Genomic DNA, 17,140 nt, shown 5'->3' on the forward strand with positions numbered 1-17,140 from the left:
ACCATCATGGAAATTAATTATAAACAGCCCAAATATGTGCTGCCAGTCATCGCTTTGCCCTTTCTTTGCCTTTTCTTTTATGCCTGGCACAGCGGCTTTTCCAAGCCAAAACCTGAAGTAGTTCAGACAGCGGGCCTCAACGGCACCGTCGGCAGCGTGTCTAAAGGTGTGCGCAAAAAAGAGCTTACTGATAAGCTTGACGCGTATCGCAATGCCTATAAAGATGCTGGTGGAGTATCCGCGGTCAACGTAATCCCAAAAGAGAATTCCAGCAATGCCTCCTTTAAGGATAATTATAGCAATCAGGAGAAGAAAACCCTTGACTCAATAGACCGCGCAATGAAGGCCAAATATGCACAGCCGCAGGCCTCCGCACACGACCGTCAACTGACCAGCGAAATCAATAATATAGGTAAGCGGCAACGGGCAGCTGCGCCTGTAAAGCAGGAGCCGAAGGACAAAGACCCGATGGAGGTTTTCAAACAGCAAATGTCCTATATGGACAGTGTAAGTAAAATGAGTGATCCGGCCTATAAAGCTGAAAAGTTGAAAAAGGAGGCCGCAGAAAAATCGGCCCTGCAAAAATCAAAGGAAATTAGGTTTACCGTCGTCAAAGCGGATGGCCCCTCAGATGACTTCAATACACTAAAACCGCCGTCGAATGAAAAATTTATAATGGCTGTAATTGATGAAAATACTACCGGTTATGCCGGTTCAAGATTACGCCTGCGGTTGCTGGAAGACATCAGGGCAGGCAGCACGCTCATCAGGAAGGGAACCTACTTGTATGCCCTGATCAACGGGTTTTCGGAACAGCGGGTTACCTTGGTTATTACCAGTATCCTGACCGACGGTAAGATCATGCCGGTGAAACTGGAAGTCTTTGACCTGGACGGCATGCCCGGATTATATGTTCCTTCTTCTGCTTTTCGCGATTTCACCAAAGACCTTGGCGCCAATTCCGTTCAGGGGATTACGATTGATAACAGTTCTTCCGGAAGCCAGTTCGTTATGAGTTCGGTCGGAAAAATCTTTCAGTCTACATCCTCCGCCATCGCCGATCTCATCCGCAAAAACAAAGCGAAGATGAAATACAACTCCTATATCTATCTCATCGATAACGATGCGCTACAAAACGCTCAAAAAACTTATTAAACAAAATCAACATGAAAAAGATCTTTCTTTACATCGCCCTGATGGTAACGATCCATGTGCAGGCACAAGATACATTACCCACCGTTTTACTTTCACCAAAGTTTACCGTTCATTTCATTTCGCCGGAGCCAATCCAATATGTTGACATCTCAACCAAACAACTGGAAGGTGACCTGCCTCTCAAAAACGTATTGCGTATCAAATTAAAAGATTCAAGCAAAGTGTTTGATGACGCCATTATCACAATCGCAGGGGAGAAATTTATTGCACAATACCATATCATACCATCCACGGGTATTGTACCAACCGAAATCAATATTATGCCCGCTGACACCAAGCCATTGGATATTTCCGGCATTGGCTTTTCACAAAACCAACTCAGGGCGATGTCACTCAACCTGATTGCAAAGGGCCCCGAAGGACACCGGGAAAAGGTGAAAGCTTTTGGCATGACCGGCCACCTGAATCATGTTTATACGTTAGGTGACTACATTTTTTTAGATATCAGCTATAAGAACAAGACGCGCCTCACCTATGATATAGACGAATTTCATTTTAAGGTAGAGGATACTAAAGTTACCAAAGCGTCTAATGTGCAGTCAGTAGAATTAAAGCCGGAGTTCATCTTACAGGAAGTGCCGGCGTTCGGCAAATATTACCGGAACATATTCGTCTTCAAGAAAATGACCTTTCCTGGAAACAAAGTGTTTCTTGCTGAGCTGAGTGAAAAACAAATTTCCGGCAGGGTGATCACTCTTAAAATTTCTTATAAAGATATCCTTACGGCCGACACACTTCCAAACTAATGGTTATGACAGATTTACTCGCCTACGATTATGTTAGGCTGGTACTGGAAGAGGAGTTTCTGGCAACCTACCTGCGGTTTATCAATCACGGCATTCTTCATTACGAGCTAACGAACATTCTGGAGGTCTGCGCCCCGCTACTCAAGGGACTCGACGAAGACGACCGGTACCTGAAATATGAGATCGTCGGCACCATCGCAATTTATTTAGAGGAGGAATAACAAAATGGCATTTAACACCAGCAGTAAACTGGCTGATAACATATCGGCCATTCGCATTGCGCTGGAGTTTAGTGGACAGCAGCTAACTCCCGCAGAATTGGAAACGCTAAGCCGCTACGCCGGCTTCGGCGGAATTAAAGCAATCCTGAACAAGCCCGGGCCGATTGACGGCTGGAAAGCCGCGAATGCCTCCAAGGCCGATTTAAAGCTTCATCCGCAAGCCATGGAGTTCCATCTGCTTTTGAAAGATAAACTTTCTGCAAAAGACTACAGGGTCGCATTTGATTCGGTAATGGCGAGCAGGCTTACGGCATTTTACACCCCCGCATTCATTCCGGACTTGATTTATGCCGCTCTCAAAGAGAATAACATCAGCCCGCGGAGGCTTTACGAACCCAGCGCCGGCGCTGGCGTGTTCGTGACCAGTGCAGCGAAAGCGTTTCCGGGAATAACGATTAAAGCAGTAGAAAAGGATGTCTTAACCGGCAAAGTATTAACCGCTCTAAGTGCAGGTTTGGGCTTACCTGTAACAGTCGCCATCAAAGGCCTGGAAGAAACGGACGCATCGGAAAAAGCAGGATCAGACCTGATTGTAAGCAATATTCCTTTCGGTAAATTTTCGGTCTTTGACCCGGCTTACAACGGCAGCGCGGTCGTATCTAAAATACATAATTATTTCTTTGCAAAGGGTCTTGACAAAATAGCTGATGGCGGATTATTAGGCTATCTGACTACTGATGCCTTTTTGAACAGCCCATCCAATGCGACAGCCAGGAAATATCTCTTTACTTCTGCCGACCTGATCAGCGTTTCAGTGCTTCCCGCAAACTTAATGAAGGAAAGTTCAGGGGTGGAAGTCGGCATGCACTTGCTCATCGTTCAAAAAAACAACAATAAGGAAACATTGTCCCAAGCGGAAAGCCTGCTGATCGATACGAATGAAAAAGAGAACGAATTCGGGAAATATCACATCAATGCTTACCTCGACAATCGCTTCGACCTCGTACTTGGGGATGAAATTATTGAAAGCACCAACGCTTACGGCGATCCAACGCTAACAGTCTGGCAAAACGGAAAAATAGAAGATCTGGCTGCTCCCATGCGGAAATTGATCAGCGAAGGCATCAAAGCAAACTTCAATGCCGAAAAATGGAAAGGCATTAGTTTTACCGAGCAGCAGGCCGTTGGAAAGCAATTCACGTTCCTGCCCGTGCCCGTGCAATTAAAAGCTGCGGCACCGTCGGTAGGTCAGCTGGGGTTATTCGATACCGGTGGCCCGGCAAATTCAAACAAAGCCGCTGCCTATTTAACGGATATCGACAAAGCTGTTATTGATAGTAATTCAGCCAGATTAATCAGTGCGATCAGAACGACTGCTAAACCCGGACATGATAGCATCATACTGGTTACCGCCAAAGCGAAGCCTAATTCGAGGTATCTGTACAAGCTTTACAGCAATGTTGCAGAGATTACCTTTTCGAACAAATGGTTGAACGGGGTTTCCTTAGGACATGAGCTGGATATTTTGGCTGCCAAGCTTAAGGGATTTGGTCACGATTTCCGTTACGAAGGCGATTCCAGCTTAGAACAGGCTTTTAAATTATCGCCGGACCGGCCTAAAGCTTTTACAGACCTGAGACCCTATTATCAGCAAGATACACTTGTCGTGTTTGAGGGGCGGGTTGGACTAATCGGCCCGGTACGCAATTATGAAGCAGAATTTAATCCGCTGCAAATTCAGGAAGAGGTTGGCTTTTATAATGATTATATCACGCTTCGTGATACCTATTTGCAGCTTTCCGGTTTTGAGGCAGAGCATCTGGTTCAATTTCCGGAGTTGCGCGATTCCTTAAATCTTTCCTACGGGAACTTTTTAGCGAAATACGGCGAGTTAAACAGCAGTAAGAACCGGGCGCGGATACTGAATGATGCCGCCTTTGGCTTTAAAACAATATCTTCTTTAGAGCTGAGGCAGGATAGTCATTTTGTCAAGTCCGATATATTCCGGGGCCCGATATTTCCAAGAACGGAACAGTTTAAAACCGAAGACCCTGCCGAGGCGCTGGCGATTACACTTAACGATATAGGTCGTGTTGACCTTCGAATGATCGCTGCTGCGACAGGCCTTACCGAGGAAGATGTAGTAATCGGACTTGAAAAGCAAATCCTCTATAACCCGCAAACGGAAATATGGGAAACCTCAGATGACTATTTGTCCGGAAATGTAGTGGCTAAATTAAAGACCGCCGAAGAGTTTGTAAAAAACGATCCGGAGAATCTGCAATTTGCCCGAAGCCTTGCCGCTATCAGGCGGGTGCAGCCCGAGAAAATAGCTTTCGAATTACTCGACTTTAACCTTGGTGAACGCTGGGTGCCACTTGATTTTTATGAGCGTTTCGCGACGGAGCTCTTTAAAACGGAAACCTCCATCAATTACTTTGGTTCCGTTGACACTTTTAAAGTCAAAATTAAGAAGGGTAATCCGACCACCAAGGATGAATTTGTTGTGGTGCCGAAATCGAGTAATAAAATTCTGGCGCATGCACTGCTGGAACACGCACTTGAAAACACTTCGCCGAATATTACCTATCCGGTTGAAAGGGACGGTAAAGTAGTAAGAGTACCGGACACCGAGGCTATTCAATCCGCACACCGGAAAATTGAAACCATCCGAAACCGCTATAACGAATGGCTATTAGATTTGCCGCCCGCCGAAAAGCGGCTTTTAGAGAAGCTGTATAACGATACGTTCAATTGCTACGTGCTCCGGGAATATGATGGCAGCCATCTACAGTTTCCGGGCCTTGACATGAAGGCGCTGAAAATTGAAGGCCTGTACAGTTCACAAAAAAATGCCGCCTGGCGCATCATTCAAAATCGCGGGGCGCTCATCGATCACGAGGTAGGGTTAGGGAAAACCCTGACCATGATCGTTGCAGCCATGGAGATGAAACGCCTTGGCATCGTCAGCAAGCCAATGATCCTGGCCCTGAAAGCTAACATCGGCCAGATCAGGGACACGTTCAGGTTAGCTTACCCTAAATCAAGATTACTGGCTCCCGGTGAAAATGACTATCTGCCCGCTAAACGGAAAAGGCTGTTCCACGAAATCAAAAATAATAGCTGGGACTGTATCATTATCACGCACGATCAATTCGGCATGATCCCGCAGTCACCGGAGATCCAGCAACAAATTTTGACCATTGAACTGGATAATGTCGAAAGGGATTTGGATACACTTCAATCACTCGGCGGCGAGATCAGCCAGGCGATGCTGAAAGGCTTGCAGATCAGGAAAGAGAACCTGGACAGCAAGCTAAAAGGTATTTTGTACGCTCTCGAAAACAGGAAGGACACCGGAATCAATTTCAAGGAAATGAACGTGGATCATCTCTTTATTGATGAATCTCACAAGTTTAAAAACCTAACCTTTACCACCCGGCATACCCGGGTAGCGGGATTAGGCAACATGGCAGGAAGCCAAAAGGCACTCAATATGCTCTTTGCCATCCGTACCTTACAAGAGAAGTTCCAGGCTGATCTTTGCGTTACCTTCTTATCCGGTACGCCGATCTCGAACAGCCTGACGGAAATGTACCTGATTTTCAAGTATCTCCGTCCGAACGAACTGGAACGTCAGGGTATCAGTAATTTCGATGCCTGGGCCGCCGTGTTCGCCCGGAAAACGGTCGATTTTGAATTTACGGTCACTAACGAGATCCGGGCCAAAGAGCGATTTCGCCATTTTATAAAAGTGCCGGAACTTGCCTTGTTCTACAACGAGATAACGGACTATAAAACTGCCAAGCACATTAATCTCGATAAACCGGAAATAGACGAAAAACTGATCAATATCCCGCCTACTGAGGAACAGAAGGACTTTATCAACCGGCTAATGGCATTTGCAAAAACCGGCGATGCTACATTGATCGGCCGCAGGCCGCTTACGCCGGATGAAGATATCGGACGGATGCTCATCGCTACCAACTATGCCAAAAAGATGGCGGTAGATATGCGGCTCGTTGACGAGGAAACTTATGGCGATCATCCTGGCAATAAAGTAAGTATCGCCAGCCGTAACGTTGCCGAGATTTACCGGGAAAGTACGGAAAACCGTGGGACGCAGATCATATTCAGCGATATCGGCACGCCCAAGCCCAATGTGTTTAATATCTATGACGCCTTACTGGATAAACTAGTAAATGACTTTAACATTCCTCGTTCTGAAATAACATTTATTCACGACTGGAGCGATAAGCAAAAGCCGGAACTGTTTCGCCTGATGAATGAAGGGATAATCAGGATATTGATCGGCAGTACGGAAAAAGCCGGGACCGGGCTAAATGTTCAGAAAAGGGTTGTTGCTATGCACCACCTGGATATTCCGTGGAAACCTTCTGAATTGGAGCAGCGCGATGGCCGGGGTGCACGGCAGGGCAACTGGCTGGCGAAAATGTTCTTTGGGAACAAGGTGCGCGTATTTATCTATGCCGTTGAAAAGTCACTTGATAACTACAAGTTTAACCTGCTGCGAAATAAACAGATTTTTATCAGTCAGATGAAAAATTCGGAACTCAGCGTGCGCACACTCGACGAGGGTGCTATGGACGAACAAAGCGGCATGAATTTCTCTGAGTATATCGCCATTCTTTCGGGAGATACTTCGCTGCTTGAAAAAGCTAAACTGGAAAAAAAGGTAGCCGTGCTGGAAAGTTACCGGTCTGCACACTACAAAGACGTGAGCAGGAACCGAATCCGGTTAGAATCCCTCGAACGGAAAGTCGTCAATACCCGCGCTACCCTCGATCTGATGCTGATGGATGAAAAAGCCTACAAGCAAGTACTGCAACATGATCCGGACGGTGTCAAGATGAACCTGTTGAAGCTAACTGATTTTCAAGAAGCTGACCCGATAATTATAGGTAATAAATTGATTGACCTATATAAAAACTGGGCACCGGACAGTCCGCAGAACACAGAAAGGAAACTTGGCTTCCTTTACGGTTTTGAGCTGTATATCCGGAGGAAGCTTTCCGGCTTGGACGACTCCTCGGCCAGAGTGGAGTTTGTTACTTCACTTTACGCCGAAAGCCCGGTAACCGGTATCAAATACATGCTTAACAACGGCGCACCAAACATTGATAACCCTAAAGCTGCCGCCAGGTATTTCCTGAACGCAATCGATAGGGTAGTGCCGCTCGTAGAAAAGTATACCAAACAATTGGAGGAGGCCGAAAAAGAGATGCCGCAGCTTCTTGAACTTACGCTCAAAACTTTCGATAATGAGGCCGAATTGGTTGAAATGAAAATTAAACTGGAAGGGCTTGAAAAAGCCATTAGCAAGTCAATACTTGACAAGCAAACTGCCTCCGATACCATTGACCTGCTGCCGGAAGATCAGGAAGCCGAACAAGTTGTTTACAGTGCGCCCAAGCGCTGATAAGTTTTTAAGATAGCCACACTGGCAGCTATCTGATTTTAGAAAAAATAAAACCGGGCAACCACCCGCCGCCATTAAGCCCCATATGTATGGAAGAGACCCGAGAACAGCAGAAGCTGCACGGCTTCTTGCAATGTGCCATCTATATCTCCATTCTTTTAGAAGCTGCCATCTCTATTTATCACGACGCCCCTTTCTGGGGCGTTTTTATTAATCCCCTCGATAAGATCGGGCACATCATCATTTATCAACAGCTGATATTCAGCAAACTGACCACCCTGTTACTGATCTGCTTAGTCAGTATAGGGACACTGGCAAAAAAGAAAACAGACCTTGATGTAAAAAAGCATATTGTCTACCCGCTTGCCCTCGGTCTGCTCTTATTTTTTGGCAGTATCGTTTACATGGGAAGGGCTTCGCCCATAGCATTGCCTTACACCAGCTGGTTTAACCTGCTTTACCTGATCTGCTCTTTCTTAGGCGCATTGCTGATTAGTGTTTCCATGGACAATATCTCCAAAATGATTAAATCTGGTCTTGGAAAGGATAAGTGGAATACCGAAGCCGAAAGTTTCATGCAGCCCGTTAAACGGATAGAAACCCCTTATTCGGTGAATATTCCGATGCTGTTTTATCATGACCGCAAAGTCAGAAACGGCTGGATCAATATCTGTAATGTTTTTCGGGGGACCATTGTAATCGGTACTCCCGGCTCTGGCAAAAGTTTTTCAATCGTAAATCCCTTTATCAGGCAGCTGATCGCCAAAGAGTTTGCGGTATGCCTGTACGATTTTAAGTTTCCCGACCTCGGGCATATCGCTTATTACCACTACCTGCTTGCCAAACAGGCCGGCAAAATGAAAGGCTACACTTTTCATGTGCTGAATCTGAATGAGATTGAAAAAAGTCGCCGTATCAACCCCTGGCGGGCCGACTATATCCGTTCGTTAGCAGATGCAGCAGAAACAGCCGAAGCGCTGGTTGAAGCCTTAAAAAAAGGGGACCGGTCGGGGGGAAGCGATCAGTTTTTTACCCAGTCCGCCATTAACTTCCTCGCATCCTGTATCTATTTCCTCAGCAAACATGCCGATGGCCGGTATTCAAGTTTGCCACATGTACTCGCGCTGCTGAACAGATCCTACGAAGAAATATTTAATGCGCTGGTTTCCGAACCGGAACTAAAATCCCTGCTATCTCCCTTTATGACCGCATTTCATGCCAAAGCATTCGATCAGCTTGAAGGGCAGGTAGGCACGCTGAAGATTTTTATCAGCCGCTTGGCCACGAAAGAAACCTTTTGGGTGTTCTCCGGTGATGATTTTAACCTGAAAATATCCGGTAAGGATTCACCTGGAATTTTGGTACTGGCTAATGATCCCAATACCCAAAACATCAATTCCGCATGCTACTCTATTGTGATTAACCGGCTGACCAAGCTGATCAACACGAAGGGTAACTTACCATCTGCGCTCATTGTCGACGAAGTACCCACCCTTTTTGTTCATAAGGTTGAAAATTTGATTGCGACCGCCAGGAGTAATAAAGTAGCTGTATTGATGGGCCTGCAGGAATTGCCCCAGTTTAACCAGCAATATGGGAAAGATACCGCTGCGACAATTACTTCGGTTATCGGCAATGTGCTATCCGGCTCGGTACGAAATAAGGAAACTTTGGAATGGCTGGAACGCATTTTCGGCAAATCAAAACAACTTGGCGAAGGCCTTTCTATTGACCGGAACAAAACATCAACCTCACTGAACGAGAAACTGGAAGTCCTCATACCTGCGGGCAAAATTGCCTCGCTCAGCGCTGGGGAAATGGTCGGCGTCATAGCCGCCGACGCACAGGAGAAATTCACCGGGCAGTTCGAGACTTCGGCCATTAACTGCCGCATTAACCTGAATATGAAAGAGATCGCTTTAGAGGAAAAGGGATATAAAGTGCTGCCTACTTACTATGACTTTGACGGCAAAAAAGATGCAAAGCTCACGCAGAACTTTTTCAGGATCGGCCAGGAAATTCAGGACATCGTACTGCTGTTCAAACCCGAAGCCAAACCAACACCACCAAAAGCAACCATGAAAAATCAATAAGATGGCACAGCAAGACGAACTTACAGGGAGCACTGTCATGGTAAATCCCGAACTAATCGCTGATCCCGCTGACAAGATCGGGCAAATCGGAACGATTGAAGCTGCCGATATAGCGCAGGATAATTTTCAAGTGCGTTTTGAAGATAACCAGGTAGGTGTCTACTCTGCTGACGCGCTTTTAGTCCTGCAAAAACCTGAAAAGATATTTAGCTATCTCGAGCAGCATGCCCCTCAACTAAACTGGTCGGACTACAAAGACATTTTTAATATGGCGCTTCTTCAAAAACATGGCTATCCCGAACAAATCCCTACGGTATTTGAGATCGCTCAAAAAAGCGCGTTAGCACGCTCCATAGGCACCATCTCACTGGAAAATAGCCTCGACCTGAAAACGGTGCAAAGCCGCGGAAGGTGAGCCTGAGCAGCCCTTAATTAACCCAAGTTTCAAACCTTTAAATGTAATATGATGAACAAGAATGAGCTTCACGGCACCCTTGTGCTCGTACATCCCGGCCTTGAAAATGACCCTGCCGGCCAACAGGGAAAGGTCGGCATCCTCACTTATGTAGATTCAAGCGACGAAATATTTGTCAGTTTCGACAATAACCAAACCGAAGGGAAATATTCCCCGAATGCGTTGCTGCAACTAAAAGACCGGAGTGAATTATATCCTGCAATGATGGAGGAAGCGGCATCGATGAATCTCGAGGATTATAAAGACCTCTACAAAATCAGCCTCTTACAGGATCGTGGCAGAAATATCGATATCTGGAACGCTTTGGAAATTGCCGGAAACAACCCCGCGATATGGAGCCGGAGCCTTGTGCCTGTCGAAAATAGCATTCCATTAAAAATGGATCAATTCGTTGGCAGGTGAAAGCCTGGATAGCTTGCTGCCTGATTTGCCTGCCACTTAAAAATCTTCGCCTGAATTCTTCCTATGGCTACCGTATCCATCCCGTTACCGGAAAATACGCTTTTCATGCTGGCGTGGACTTTCACGCCCACGCCGATACAGTATTCGCCATCATCGATGGCCTGATCAGCGAAACAGGCTATTACCCAGATCTCGGCATTCACATCAAACTCGATCATGGCGACCTCCAATTTATTTATGGACACCTCAGTCAGGTATTTGTGTTGCCTGGCGATACGGTAAGCAGCGGAACGCCAATCGGAATTACGGGTGCAACAGGCCGCGTGACCGGAGAACATCTTCACCTGGCCATCAGGGATCACTGCAAATACATTAACCCAATTAAATTTTTATACGAAACACTTATTAAAAATCATCATGAGTAAACAATTCAAACCGCTGTTTGAACAGCTTGCAGAAAAGCTGTCAGCAGAACTTAGGGCAGGTACCTCGCCTTTGCAGAAACCCATTAAGGAAAATGGGATGCCTGCTTTTGTAACCCCGATCAACCCGATTACCGGGAAAGGCTATAGCGCCTTAAATGCCATCTCGTTAGCGTTGAAAGGTCACGATGACCCAAGATGGATGTCAGCGGAGGCCGCACGCTACGCCGGGAATTATGTTAAAGAAGGCGCAAAGGGAACCCTAATCAATTTTCCGAAAACCAGTGACATCCAGGCCATACGCACGCCTGATGGCGCAAAAGTTGTCGGTGAAGATGGAAAAACGCAAACGAGAACGGTGGAGTTTGCCAAGGCTGAAAAAGGGGTTGCCTTCCTTTTCAACGCAGAACAGATCAAAGACTACCCGCCACTGGATGATTTCCTGAAAAAACAGCAGGAAGCGCACCCTTTATCACCGGTGGAAAGAGCGGAAAAATTAATCGCCGACAGCAAAGCCATCATTATTCACGGCGGTCAGGAAGCATTTTACGATAAGGCCAAAGATGAAATCCACCTGCCGGAGAAAGATCAGTTTGAAAATGAAACCAAATACCTGCAGGCCGCGATCCACCAACTGGCACATTGGACAGGCCACGAAAGTCGTCAGAACCGTCCGATGGAAGGAAGATTTGGCTCACTGGAATACGGAAGGGAAGAATTTCGCGCTGCAATCGCCTCCATGCTCATCGGCGGGGAGCTAAAAATTGGCCACAACTTTGGCCCGCATGCTGCCCACGCAACCAATTGGGCAAAAACCTTAAAGGATGATCCTTATGAACTTTCAAAAGCTGCAAATGATGCACAAAGGATTGCCTCAACCTTATTGGGCGTTGGTAAAAAGAAGGAAGTTAAGGAAGGCGCAGCGGTCGAGGTCGGGTTTAAAAAAGGCGACGAGATCGCCTATTTAGATACGACCTACAAAGTGCTGGAAACTTATAAAAACAAAAATATCAAGGTGGAGGATGCTACCGGCGGGCGCATCAATGGCAAGCCAACTGATGTGCTTTATAAATCTCTCTTGGAAGCAAAAGCAAACCCAAGGGAACCGGAAATGGTGATCTCTGAAGAGCAAGAGCAAGGTCAAACCAATAAAATAGGAAGATAGACATGAACCTGATCCAATATAATAAACAAGATCTTCCAATGAAAGAATTGGAAACGATAGGGCTGGCCGAAAAAGGTCAGCTTCTGATCAATGTGAAGGATTTGAAGGCGTTGCTCTCAGGTCGCCGAACCGGCCTGCTCAACCTTAAAAACCTCGAAGCTGAAAATATCAAAATAAAAGCGCTCGATGCCAAAATATCTCTTCAACCGGCAGGCAATGGCAAAACAGAGTTGCTGGTGCATCCTATTTACAGAAAGCCGGCGACACCGGACTTTCTGGAAGATTTCGAAGCTAAAGAATTAGAGAAAGGAGAGGTGGCCAGTTTACTGAAGGTAACCAAGGATAGAAAAGGCGATACCAAAGAGGTATTGGTGGAATACGACCCGGAAACACGGGAATTTATTATTTCTGATACGGAGAAGATCATGGCTCCTGATATGATCAACGGCGAAAAGCTAACACCGGCGCAAAAGGAGAATTACCGGAAAGGGAAAGAAGTCGCCTTAACGGACGATACCAAACTCAACTACTCCGGCAAAGACGTGATTGGTATCCGGTCTAATAAGCTGGCGCTTATTGCTTCTATTATCATTGATGGTGGTATTTCTTATATGTTATATACCGGACTTAATGCGATGTTCGGTGAGAAACCTGATGTGAAATCAGCCAAATCGCTAAGTAAGGGTTATTACAACACTGTTTTAGAAATGGAAAGCCAGCGCCCGGACTTTTCCGATAATCTTCGCAAAGCGAAGCCCGTAACTTCCCGGTAGTGAATGCGCTGCTCACAGCACTGGGTGTTCCAAACGCAGTTCAGGAATTCTTTGACATTGATGAACTGGTATTTAGTTATGGTGAACACTTTGAGCATTACGGCAAGGGTTTTCACCGGGTACCCACCACTAAAAACCTGTGGCTTGCCGGAAGTGCCGTTACCCGTGAAGTAATCATAGCTTCCACCGCTATGGAAGCGATAGCCTATTTGACCGTTAACCTGAACAGCTACCCCAATCTGCAATCGCTATCTTTTATTGCTATCGGCAACCTGCCGCACCCCGGACAATTGACCTGGATCAAAACCCACTTTCCTAAACGGAAATTTACGCTCGTTTTTGGTAAAGATCTATTGGGCAAACTGGCCGATATACGGGTTGCGGCAGGTTTGTTTTATAAACCTGTCCGCCTGCTGCGCTCTGAAATACAAATCCAGATTCTATGCGGTCAGCAGGTTTATCGTTTTGACCAGGAAACAATTTCCTTAAACAGCTTTGAAAAAGCGACCGGTATCAGAACTGGGGTACGAACCGCAAAATCCAAAGAATTTGAGACTTTTTTAGATCAATTGAAACACTATGCAAAATCCTGAAATAGAACTCAGACCCGCTATGATCTTCGCTTTTGTGAAGTCATTGCCGCTAATACTTTTGGGGGGCGCTTTCCTGCTACTCGCGTGGCGGCTTTCTCCTTTTTTTCTTTTTTTCAGTATAGCCGCTATCGGAGCTGCTTGGTATCGCTTTATGTACATTAGAAATAGTCTCTATATCATTACGCCGGAAGTTATCCGGATTAGTCGGGGGATATTCTTTAAAAGAATTGACCAGGTTGAAATGTACAGAGTGAAAGACTACATTGTTACGCAGCCATTATTATTGCAACTTTTTAGTCTGATGAACGTAACCTTGAAAAGCACAGATCCTGAAAATCCAATTCTTTGGCTGGCCGGTATTCCCCGATCCGATTTGATCGATACGATCAGGGGGCATGTGCAGGAAGCAAGAAAAGATAACCGTATCTATGAAATAAATTAGATATTCTTGCATGCTACTAAAAGAATTAGTAAATTTAAATCATAAATTAATCTACAAAATTATGGTTCGCAACGTCTTGTTAGCCGCATTAATATCCACCTTTGCCCTATTTGGCGCATTGGGTTCTAAGGACACTAAGACTACATTGGTTTGTCTTGCGGTGGCTTTTGCCGCCTGGGCACTTTGTGTGTGGCGGGTTTCAATCCTGAACAGGAGAAGAAATGAACGTAACCACGCGGAACGTTTGTTTAATGAACATATGCGGAAAAATGCGCGCACGATGCACCGTTTTTAAGATTAAATATTAATTTGCGCCATCTGCAGACAACTCGTCTGTATTGTGATAAGGTTTAGGTTGAAATCCCCTGGCGGCAAGCGCTCAGGGGATTTTATTTTTAAGCCCCATAGAATAAATCTTCTCAAAAAAAACCTAAACGTAATCTGTATTACCGCTCACCCGTCTGTGGGCAAGGTCAACACCTGTATTTGTTTCAAGAAACCCTTCCCGTAGAGCGAACAGCATTTCCTGTTCGCGAATACCATTATCTAATTTATATTCCATGCCGTTAGAAGTTATCACCAAAGATGATTTAGAAGCATTTCGACGATCATTACTCAATGACATCCAGGATTTGTTAGCCAACAATAAGCCCGAGAATAAAGAATGGCTCAGATGTGCCGATGTCCGAAGACTCCTCAAAATTTCCACTGGTACAGTCCAAAATTTAAGAATCTCCGGAAAGCTCAAATCGCGGAAAGTTGGCAGTATCCATTTTTATAAACTCACTGATATTGAAAATATGCTCAGCGGTAAAAGACAATAACTATGAAACCAGAGACATCAACGCCCTTATTGCTATATTCAAAAATTGCCGATGATCCGCGCGTCAATGTCTGGCATATCAGCTTGTATACTTTTATTCTTTCGCTTTGGCAAAAAAGCGGCTATAAAAAACAATTAAAAGTATCGCGGAAACAATTGATGAAGGGCGCACATTTTAGCAGCATAACTACCTACCATAAATGCATCAGCAAGCTTAAAGAACTCGAATATATTATTTATCTGCCGACTTATGATGCTTACCAGGGCAGTATCATAGAATTGATCTTATAGCTTGCGGTAGCTCATCAAGCAGATAACGCATATAAGTCCTGAAACGGGTCGAAGTTATTTCGCAGTATAAAACCAGATCTTTCCAAAACTTTACCTGCTGCATGATTTTTACGATTTACAACTGCTGCTATTTTCTTAATACCATTTGATCTGAGATTTTTCACAATGGCAGGTAATAAATTGGTCATTATAGATTGACCTTTCGCATCGCCAATCAGGTAAAACTCCAAAAAGTAGGGGTAGTCCTCAAGTCTGTAATGTTCCCTCGCAACGGCAGGGGGGATTAGATCAATGATGCCCACCAATTTCCCTGTGCTATTTGAAGTGATAAAATGAACCGCGTTCCTCCCATTATGAAAATTAAGGATTGCGCCGTTAAGCCAGTTCTTGGCATCCTCAATATTTACCAGTCGCTTTTCCGGTATAAAATATAACGTTTCCTCATCAGATAGGATCTGGTAAATCTCTTTTGCCAGGTCCTCATAGCGCAAAAAATCATCCGCCCCAAATGGATGTACACTGAAGTTTGCCTTCTGCAGGCAAATAGTTGGTATAATCATAGATGCCCCCAATTTATAAATCATTGCCATTTCCGGCAACCATTCCCTCAATTTATTTCCATCAAATATTATTAATCGTTCTATTTCACCCGCCTAAATAATTCATCGCAAAGCATGCGTTATTCAGTGGCCCATTATCAAATCGTAAAAGTCATATATTTTTTTTGTTTTACTAAAATATTTAGCATATTTGTTTTGTAAAATAAATTGTAACTTTAAATGGCAGTTAAACAGCGATTTGAGATCATCCACAACGGTTCGGCGGCGAATGTAGTAGAATACAGTTTCCGAAACGGCAGGGTATTTCGTATCGAATTTACTGATGCCTCCTTAAAACCTTTAGTTGTTACCGTCGCCCACGATTCAGAAGACAAAAAATTCTGGACATCCATACCTGAGGGACGGCAGGAACTGGCGGCCGAAGTTGGCAGGCTTATTGCCACTTACATTCGAAATTACAAAGAGATATGTGCTACTACAACGGTCAAAAAGTTACCCGCACCGAGTTTATTCGACTGAAAAATCTCGAAAAGGAAGTTCGCCGCTACAATTTTCTAAATGTTGGCGTTCACAATGGTTTCAATTACGCGCCTTGCGCGATCTTGATTCCTTCAGCGGATGGAAAGGATTTTGAAATCGTGCAGGCCGAATGGGGCTATGTACCCGGATTCGTGAAGACAAGGGCAGAGGCTAATATTTTCAGGGCGAAGTATACCACACTCAACTTTAAATCGGAAAATCTTTTTGTAAAAGAGGACGGCAAACGGTCAATGTGGGCCGATGCCGCCAAGAACCGCCGTTGCCTGGTATTATCAACCGGTATCGTCGAATCCAGGCATATTCCTAAAATCGGGAAAAAGGGACAGGAATTAAAGGAAATGATCAAATATCCTTATTTCGTAACCGTGAAAGGTCGTGACTATTTTTACATGCCTGCTTTGTATAACGAGTGGTTAGACCCGGAGACCAGCGAGTTTGTGAATACTGTAGCTATCGGGATAACGGCAGCGAATAGTTTAATGAGGCAAATTCACAATTCCAAGTTGCGTATGCCAACCATACTTACCGAAGATCTGGCTTACGAATGGTTGTTGGGCAGGCCGGGTGAAGAGCGCCTTAGCGAAATCGCACGGACACAAATACCTTCAAGAATGCTGGATTTTTGTACCATTGATCCTGACTATCGTTTAGCTAAAGAAGCTACACCGCGCGATTACCCGGAACTGGCTTCATTAGATATGACGTATTTGGATGCCGCGGAAGAACTTCAGTTCAATCATTGGCCGGCCGAAGAAGTATTGGCTTAGTTCGTGTTCAAGATATCTTCGGTTTTGGTATAACCGCTGCTGATTGTCAGATTGACGGATCGTTCGCACTTTGGGCGGGTTCGACGCGTGGTGTCTCTTATGATGGTAAATAACTGGTCTGGTTGCAGTTCGGCAATTTGATCGGCCATTTCAGTTACCAGAATCCCTCTAA

17 protein-coding genes are annotated in these 17,140 nt (G+C 45.2%); 16 read left to right on the forward strand and 1 reads right to left on the reverse strand.

Features of this window, described 5'->3' with window-relative positions; translation table 11 throughout:
- The first annotated feature begins 6 nt into the window (after positions 1 to 6).
- The 14 genes from traM (at position 7) to M2273_RS00905 (ending at position 15,101) form a co-directional block, all read left to right on the forward strand.
- The gene (gene traM / locus M2273_RS00840; protein WP_429391803.1) at positions 7 to 1,155 is read left to right on the forward strand and encodes a conjugative transposon protein TraM; all 1,149 of its coding nucleotides are present in this window, start codon (positions 7 to 9) and stop codon (positions 1,153 to 1,155) included.
- Positions 1,156 to 1,166: 11 nt separating this feature from the next.
- The gene (locus M2273_RS00845) at positions 1,167 to 1,961 is read left to right on the forward strand and encodes a DUF4138 domain-containing protein (RefSeq protein ID WP_429391805.1); all 795 of its coding nucleotides are present in this window, start codon (positions 1,167 to 1,169) and stop codon (positions 1,959 to 1,961) included.
- A gap of 5 nt (positions 1,962 to 1,966) precedes the next feature.
- A complete protein-coding gene (locus M2273_RS00850; protein WP_146230552.1) occupies positions 1,967 to 2,182 on the forward strand; it encodes a hypothetical protein in 216 nt (71 codons plus the stop codon).
- A 4-nt stretch (positions 2,183 to 2,186) separates the two neighbouring features.
- The gene (locus tag M2273_RS00855) at positions 2,187 to 7,622 is read left to right on the forward strand and encodes a helicase-related protein (protein WP_429391807.1); all 5,436 of its coding nucleotides are present in this window, start codon (positions 2,187 to 2,189) and stop codon (positions 7,620 to 7,622) included.
- 89 nt (positions 7,623 to 7,711) lie between these two features.
- The gene (locus tag M2273_RS00860) at positions 7,712 to 9,715 is read left to right on the forward strand and encodes a type IV secretory system conjugative DNA transfer family protein (protein ID WP_429391809.1); all 2,004 of its coding nucleotides are present in this window, start codon (positions 7,712 to 7,714) and stop codon (positions 9,713 to 9,715) included.
- Between the two features lies 1 nt (position 9,716).
- The gene (locus tag M2273_RS00865) at positions 9,717 to 10,130 is read left to right on the forward strand and encodes a hypothetical protein (protein ID WP_429391811.1); all 414 of its coding nucleotides are present in this window, start codon (positions 9,717 to 9,719) and stop codon (positions 10,128 to 10,130) included.
- A gap of 48 nt (positions 10,131 to 10,178) precedes the next feature.
- On the forward strand, positions 10,179 to 10,592 hold the full coding sequence (locus M2273_RS00870; RefSeq protein WP_429391812.1) for a hypothetical protein: 414 nt from the start codon (positions 10,179 to 10,181) through the stop codon (positions 10,590 to 10,592).
- On the forward strand, positions 10,589 to 11,017 hold the full coding sequence (locus tag M2273_RS00875) for a M23 family metallopeptidase (protein ID WP_429391814.1): 429 nt from the start codon (positions 10,589 to 10,591) through the stop codon (positions 11,015 to 11,017). The genes M2273_RS00870 and M2273_RS00875 overlap by 4 nt, the downstream gene beginning before the upstream one ends.
- Positions 11,010 to 12,179, forward strand: coding sequence for an ArdC family protein (locus M2273_RS00880; RefSeq protein ID WP_429391816.1), 1,170 nt, complete (start codon positions 11,010 to 11,012; stop codon positions 12,177 to 12,179). Before M2273_RS00875 ends, M2273_RS00880 begins: the two co-directional genes overlap by 8 nt.
- Before the next feature lie 2 nt (positions 12,180 to 12,181).
- A complete protein-coding gene (locus M2273_RS00885) occupies positions 12,182 to 12,952 on the forward strand; it encodes a DUF4099 domain-containing protein (RefSeq protein ID WP_429391819.1) in 771 nt (256 codons plus the stop codon).
- A complete protein-coding gene (locus tag M2273_RS00890) occupies positions 12,952 to 13,545 on the forward strand; it encodes a hypothetical protein (protein WP_429391821.1) in 594 nt (197 codons plus the stop codon). The genes M2273_RS00885 and M2273_RS00890 overlap by 1 nt, the downstream gene beginning before the upstream one ends.
- A complete protein-coding gene (locus M2273_RS00895; protein ID WP_429391824.1) occupies positions 13,532 to 13,987 on the forward strand; it encodes a PH domain-containing protein in 456 nt (151 codons plus the stop codon). Before M2273_RS00890 ends, M2273_RS00895 begins: the two co-directional genes overlap by 14 nt.
- 10 nt (positions 13,988 to 13,997) lie before the next feature.
- Positions 13,998 to 14,282, forward strand: coding sequence for a hypothetical protein (locus tag M2273_RS00900; RefSeq protein ID WP_429391827.1), 285 nt, complete (start codon positions 13,998 to 14,000; stop codon positions 14,280 to 14,282).
- Between the two features lie 531 nt (positions 14,283 to 14,813).
- Positions 14,814 to 15,101: a hypothetical protein gene (locus M2273_RS00905; protein WP_429391829.1), complete on the forward strand. Its 288-nt coding sequence runs from the start codon at positions 14,814 to 14,816 to the stop codon at positions 15,099 to 15,101.
- Positions 15,102 to 15,115: 14 nt separating this feature from the next.
- On the opposite strand, the gene M2273_RS00910 is transcribed toward M2273_RS00905, so the two are convergent.
- Positions 15,116 to 15,661 carry a GNAT family N-acetyltransferase gene (locus M2273_RS00910; protein WP_158286707.1) on the reverse strand — a complete coding sequence of 182 codons (546 nt, stop codon included), beginning with the start codon at positions 15,659 to 15,661 and terminating at the stop codon, positions 15,116 to 15,118.
- Positions 15,662 to 15,880: 219 nt separating this feature from the next.
- Between M2273_RS00910 and M2273_RS00915 the strand changes: the two genes are divergently transcribed.
- Together M2273_RS00915 and M2273_RS00920 are read left to right on the forward strand one after the other, a co-directional pair.
- Positions 15,881 to 16,180 carry a hypothetical protein gene (locus M2273_RS00915; RefSeq protein ID WP_110582475.1) on the forward strand — a complete coding sequence of 100 codons (300 nt, stop codon included), beginning with the start codon at positions 15,881 to 15,883 and terminating at the stop codon, positions 16,178 to 16,180.
- Positions 16,129 to 16,968, forward strand: coding sequence for an SOS response-associated peptidase (locus M2273_RS00920; RefSeq protein ID WP_429391832.1), 840 nt, complete (start codon positions 16,129 to 16,131; stop codon positions 16,966 to 16,968). Before M2273_RS00915 ends, M2273_RS00920 begins: the two co-directional genes overlap by 52 nt.
- Positions 16,969 to 17,140 lie beyond the last annotated feature (172 nt).

This window comes from Mucilaginibacter lappiensis (assembly GCF_050433765.1).
Classification (GTDB): Bacteria; Bacteroidota; Bacteroidia; order Sphingobacteriales; family Sphingobacteriaceae; genus Mucilaginibacter; species Mucilaginibacter lappiensis_A.

Bases quoted from the DNA above. Each gene is read 5' to 3' on its own strand.
- traM (WP_429391803.1), top strand. From the start codon at position 7: ATGGAAATTAATTATAAACAGCCCAAATATGTGCTGCCAGTCATCGCT.
- M2273_RS00905 (WP_429391829.1), top strand. From the start codon at position 14,814: ATGAAACCAGAGACATCAACGCCCTTATTGCTATATTCAAAAATTGCC.
- M2273_RS00860 (WP_429391809.1), top strand. From the start codon at position 7,712: ATGGAAGAGACCCGAGAACAGCAGAAGCTGCACGGCTTCTTGCAATGT.
- M2273_RS00900 (WP_429391827.1), top strand. From the start codon at position 13,998: ATGCTACTAAAAGAATTAGTAAATTTAAATCATAAATTAATCTACAAA.
- M2273_RS00855 (WP_429391807.1), top strand. From the start codon at position 2,187: ATGGCATTTAACACCAGCAGTAAACTGGCTGATAACATATCGGCCATT.
- M2273_RS00845 (WP_429391805.1), top strand. From the start codon at position 1,167: ATGAAAAAGATCTTTCTTTACATCGCCCTGATGGTAACGATCCATGTG.
- M2273_RS00885 (WP_429391819.1), top strand. From the start codon at position 12,182: ATGAACCTGATCCAATATAATAAACAAGATCTTCCAATGAAAGAATTG.
- M2273_RS00895 (WP_429391824.1), top strand. From the start codon at position 13,532: ATGCAAAATCCTGAAATAGAACTCAGACCCGCTATGATCTTCGCTTTT.
- M2273_RS00910 (WP_158286707.1), bottom strand. From the start codon at position 15,661: ATGATTATACCAACTATTTGCCTGCAGAAGGCAAACTTCAGTGTACAT.
- M2273_RS00915 (WP_110582475.1), top strand. From the start codon at position 15,881: ATGGCAGTTAAACAGCGATTTGAGATCATCCACAACGGTTCGGCGGCG.
- M2273_RS00850 (WP_146230552.1), top strand. From the start codon at position 1,967: ATGACAGATTTACTCGCCTACGATTATGTTAGGCTGGTACTGGAAGAG.
- M2273_RS00870 (WP_429391812.1), top strand. From the start codon at position 10,179: ATGATGAACAAGAATGAGCTTCACGGCACCCTTGTGCTCGTACATCCC.
- M2273_RS00865 (WP_429391811.1), top strand. From the start codon at position 9,717: ATGGCACAGCAAGACGAACTTACAGGGAGCACTGTCATGGTAAATCCC.
- M2273_RS00880 (WP_429391816.1), top strand. From the start codon at position 11,010: ATGAGTAAACAATTCAAACCGCTGTTTGAACAGCTTGCAGAAAAGCTG.
- M2273_RS00920 (WP_429391832.1), top strand. From the start codon at position 16,129: ATGTGCTACTACAACGGTCAAAAAGTTACCCGCACCGAGTTTATTCGA.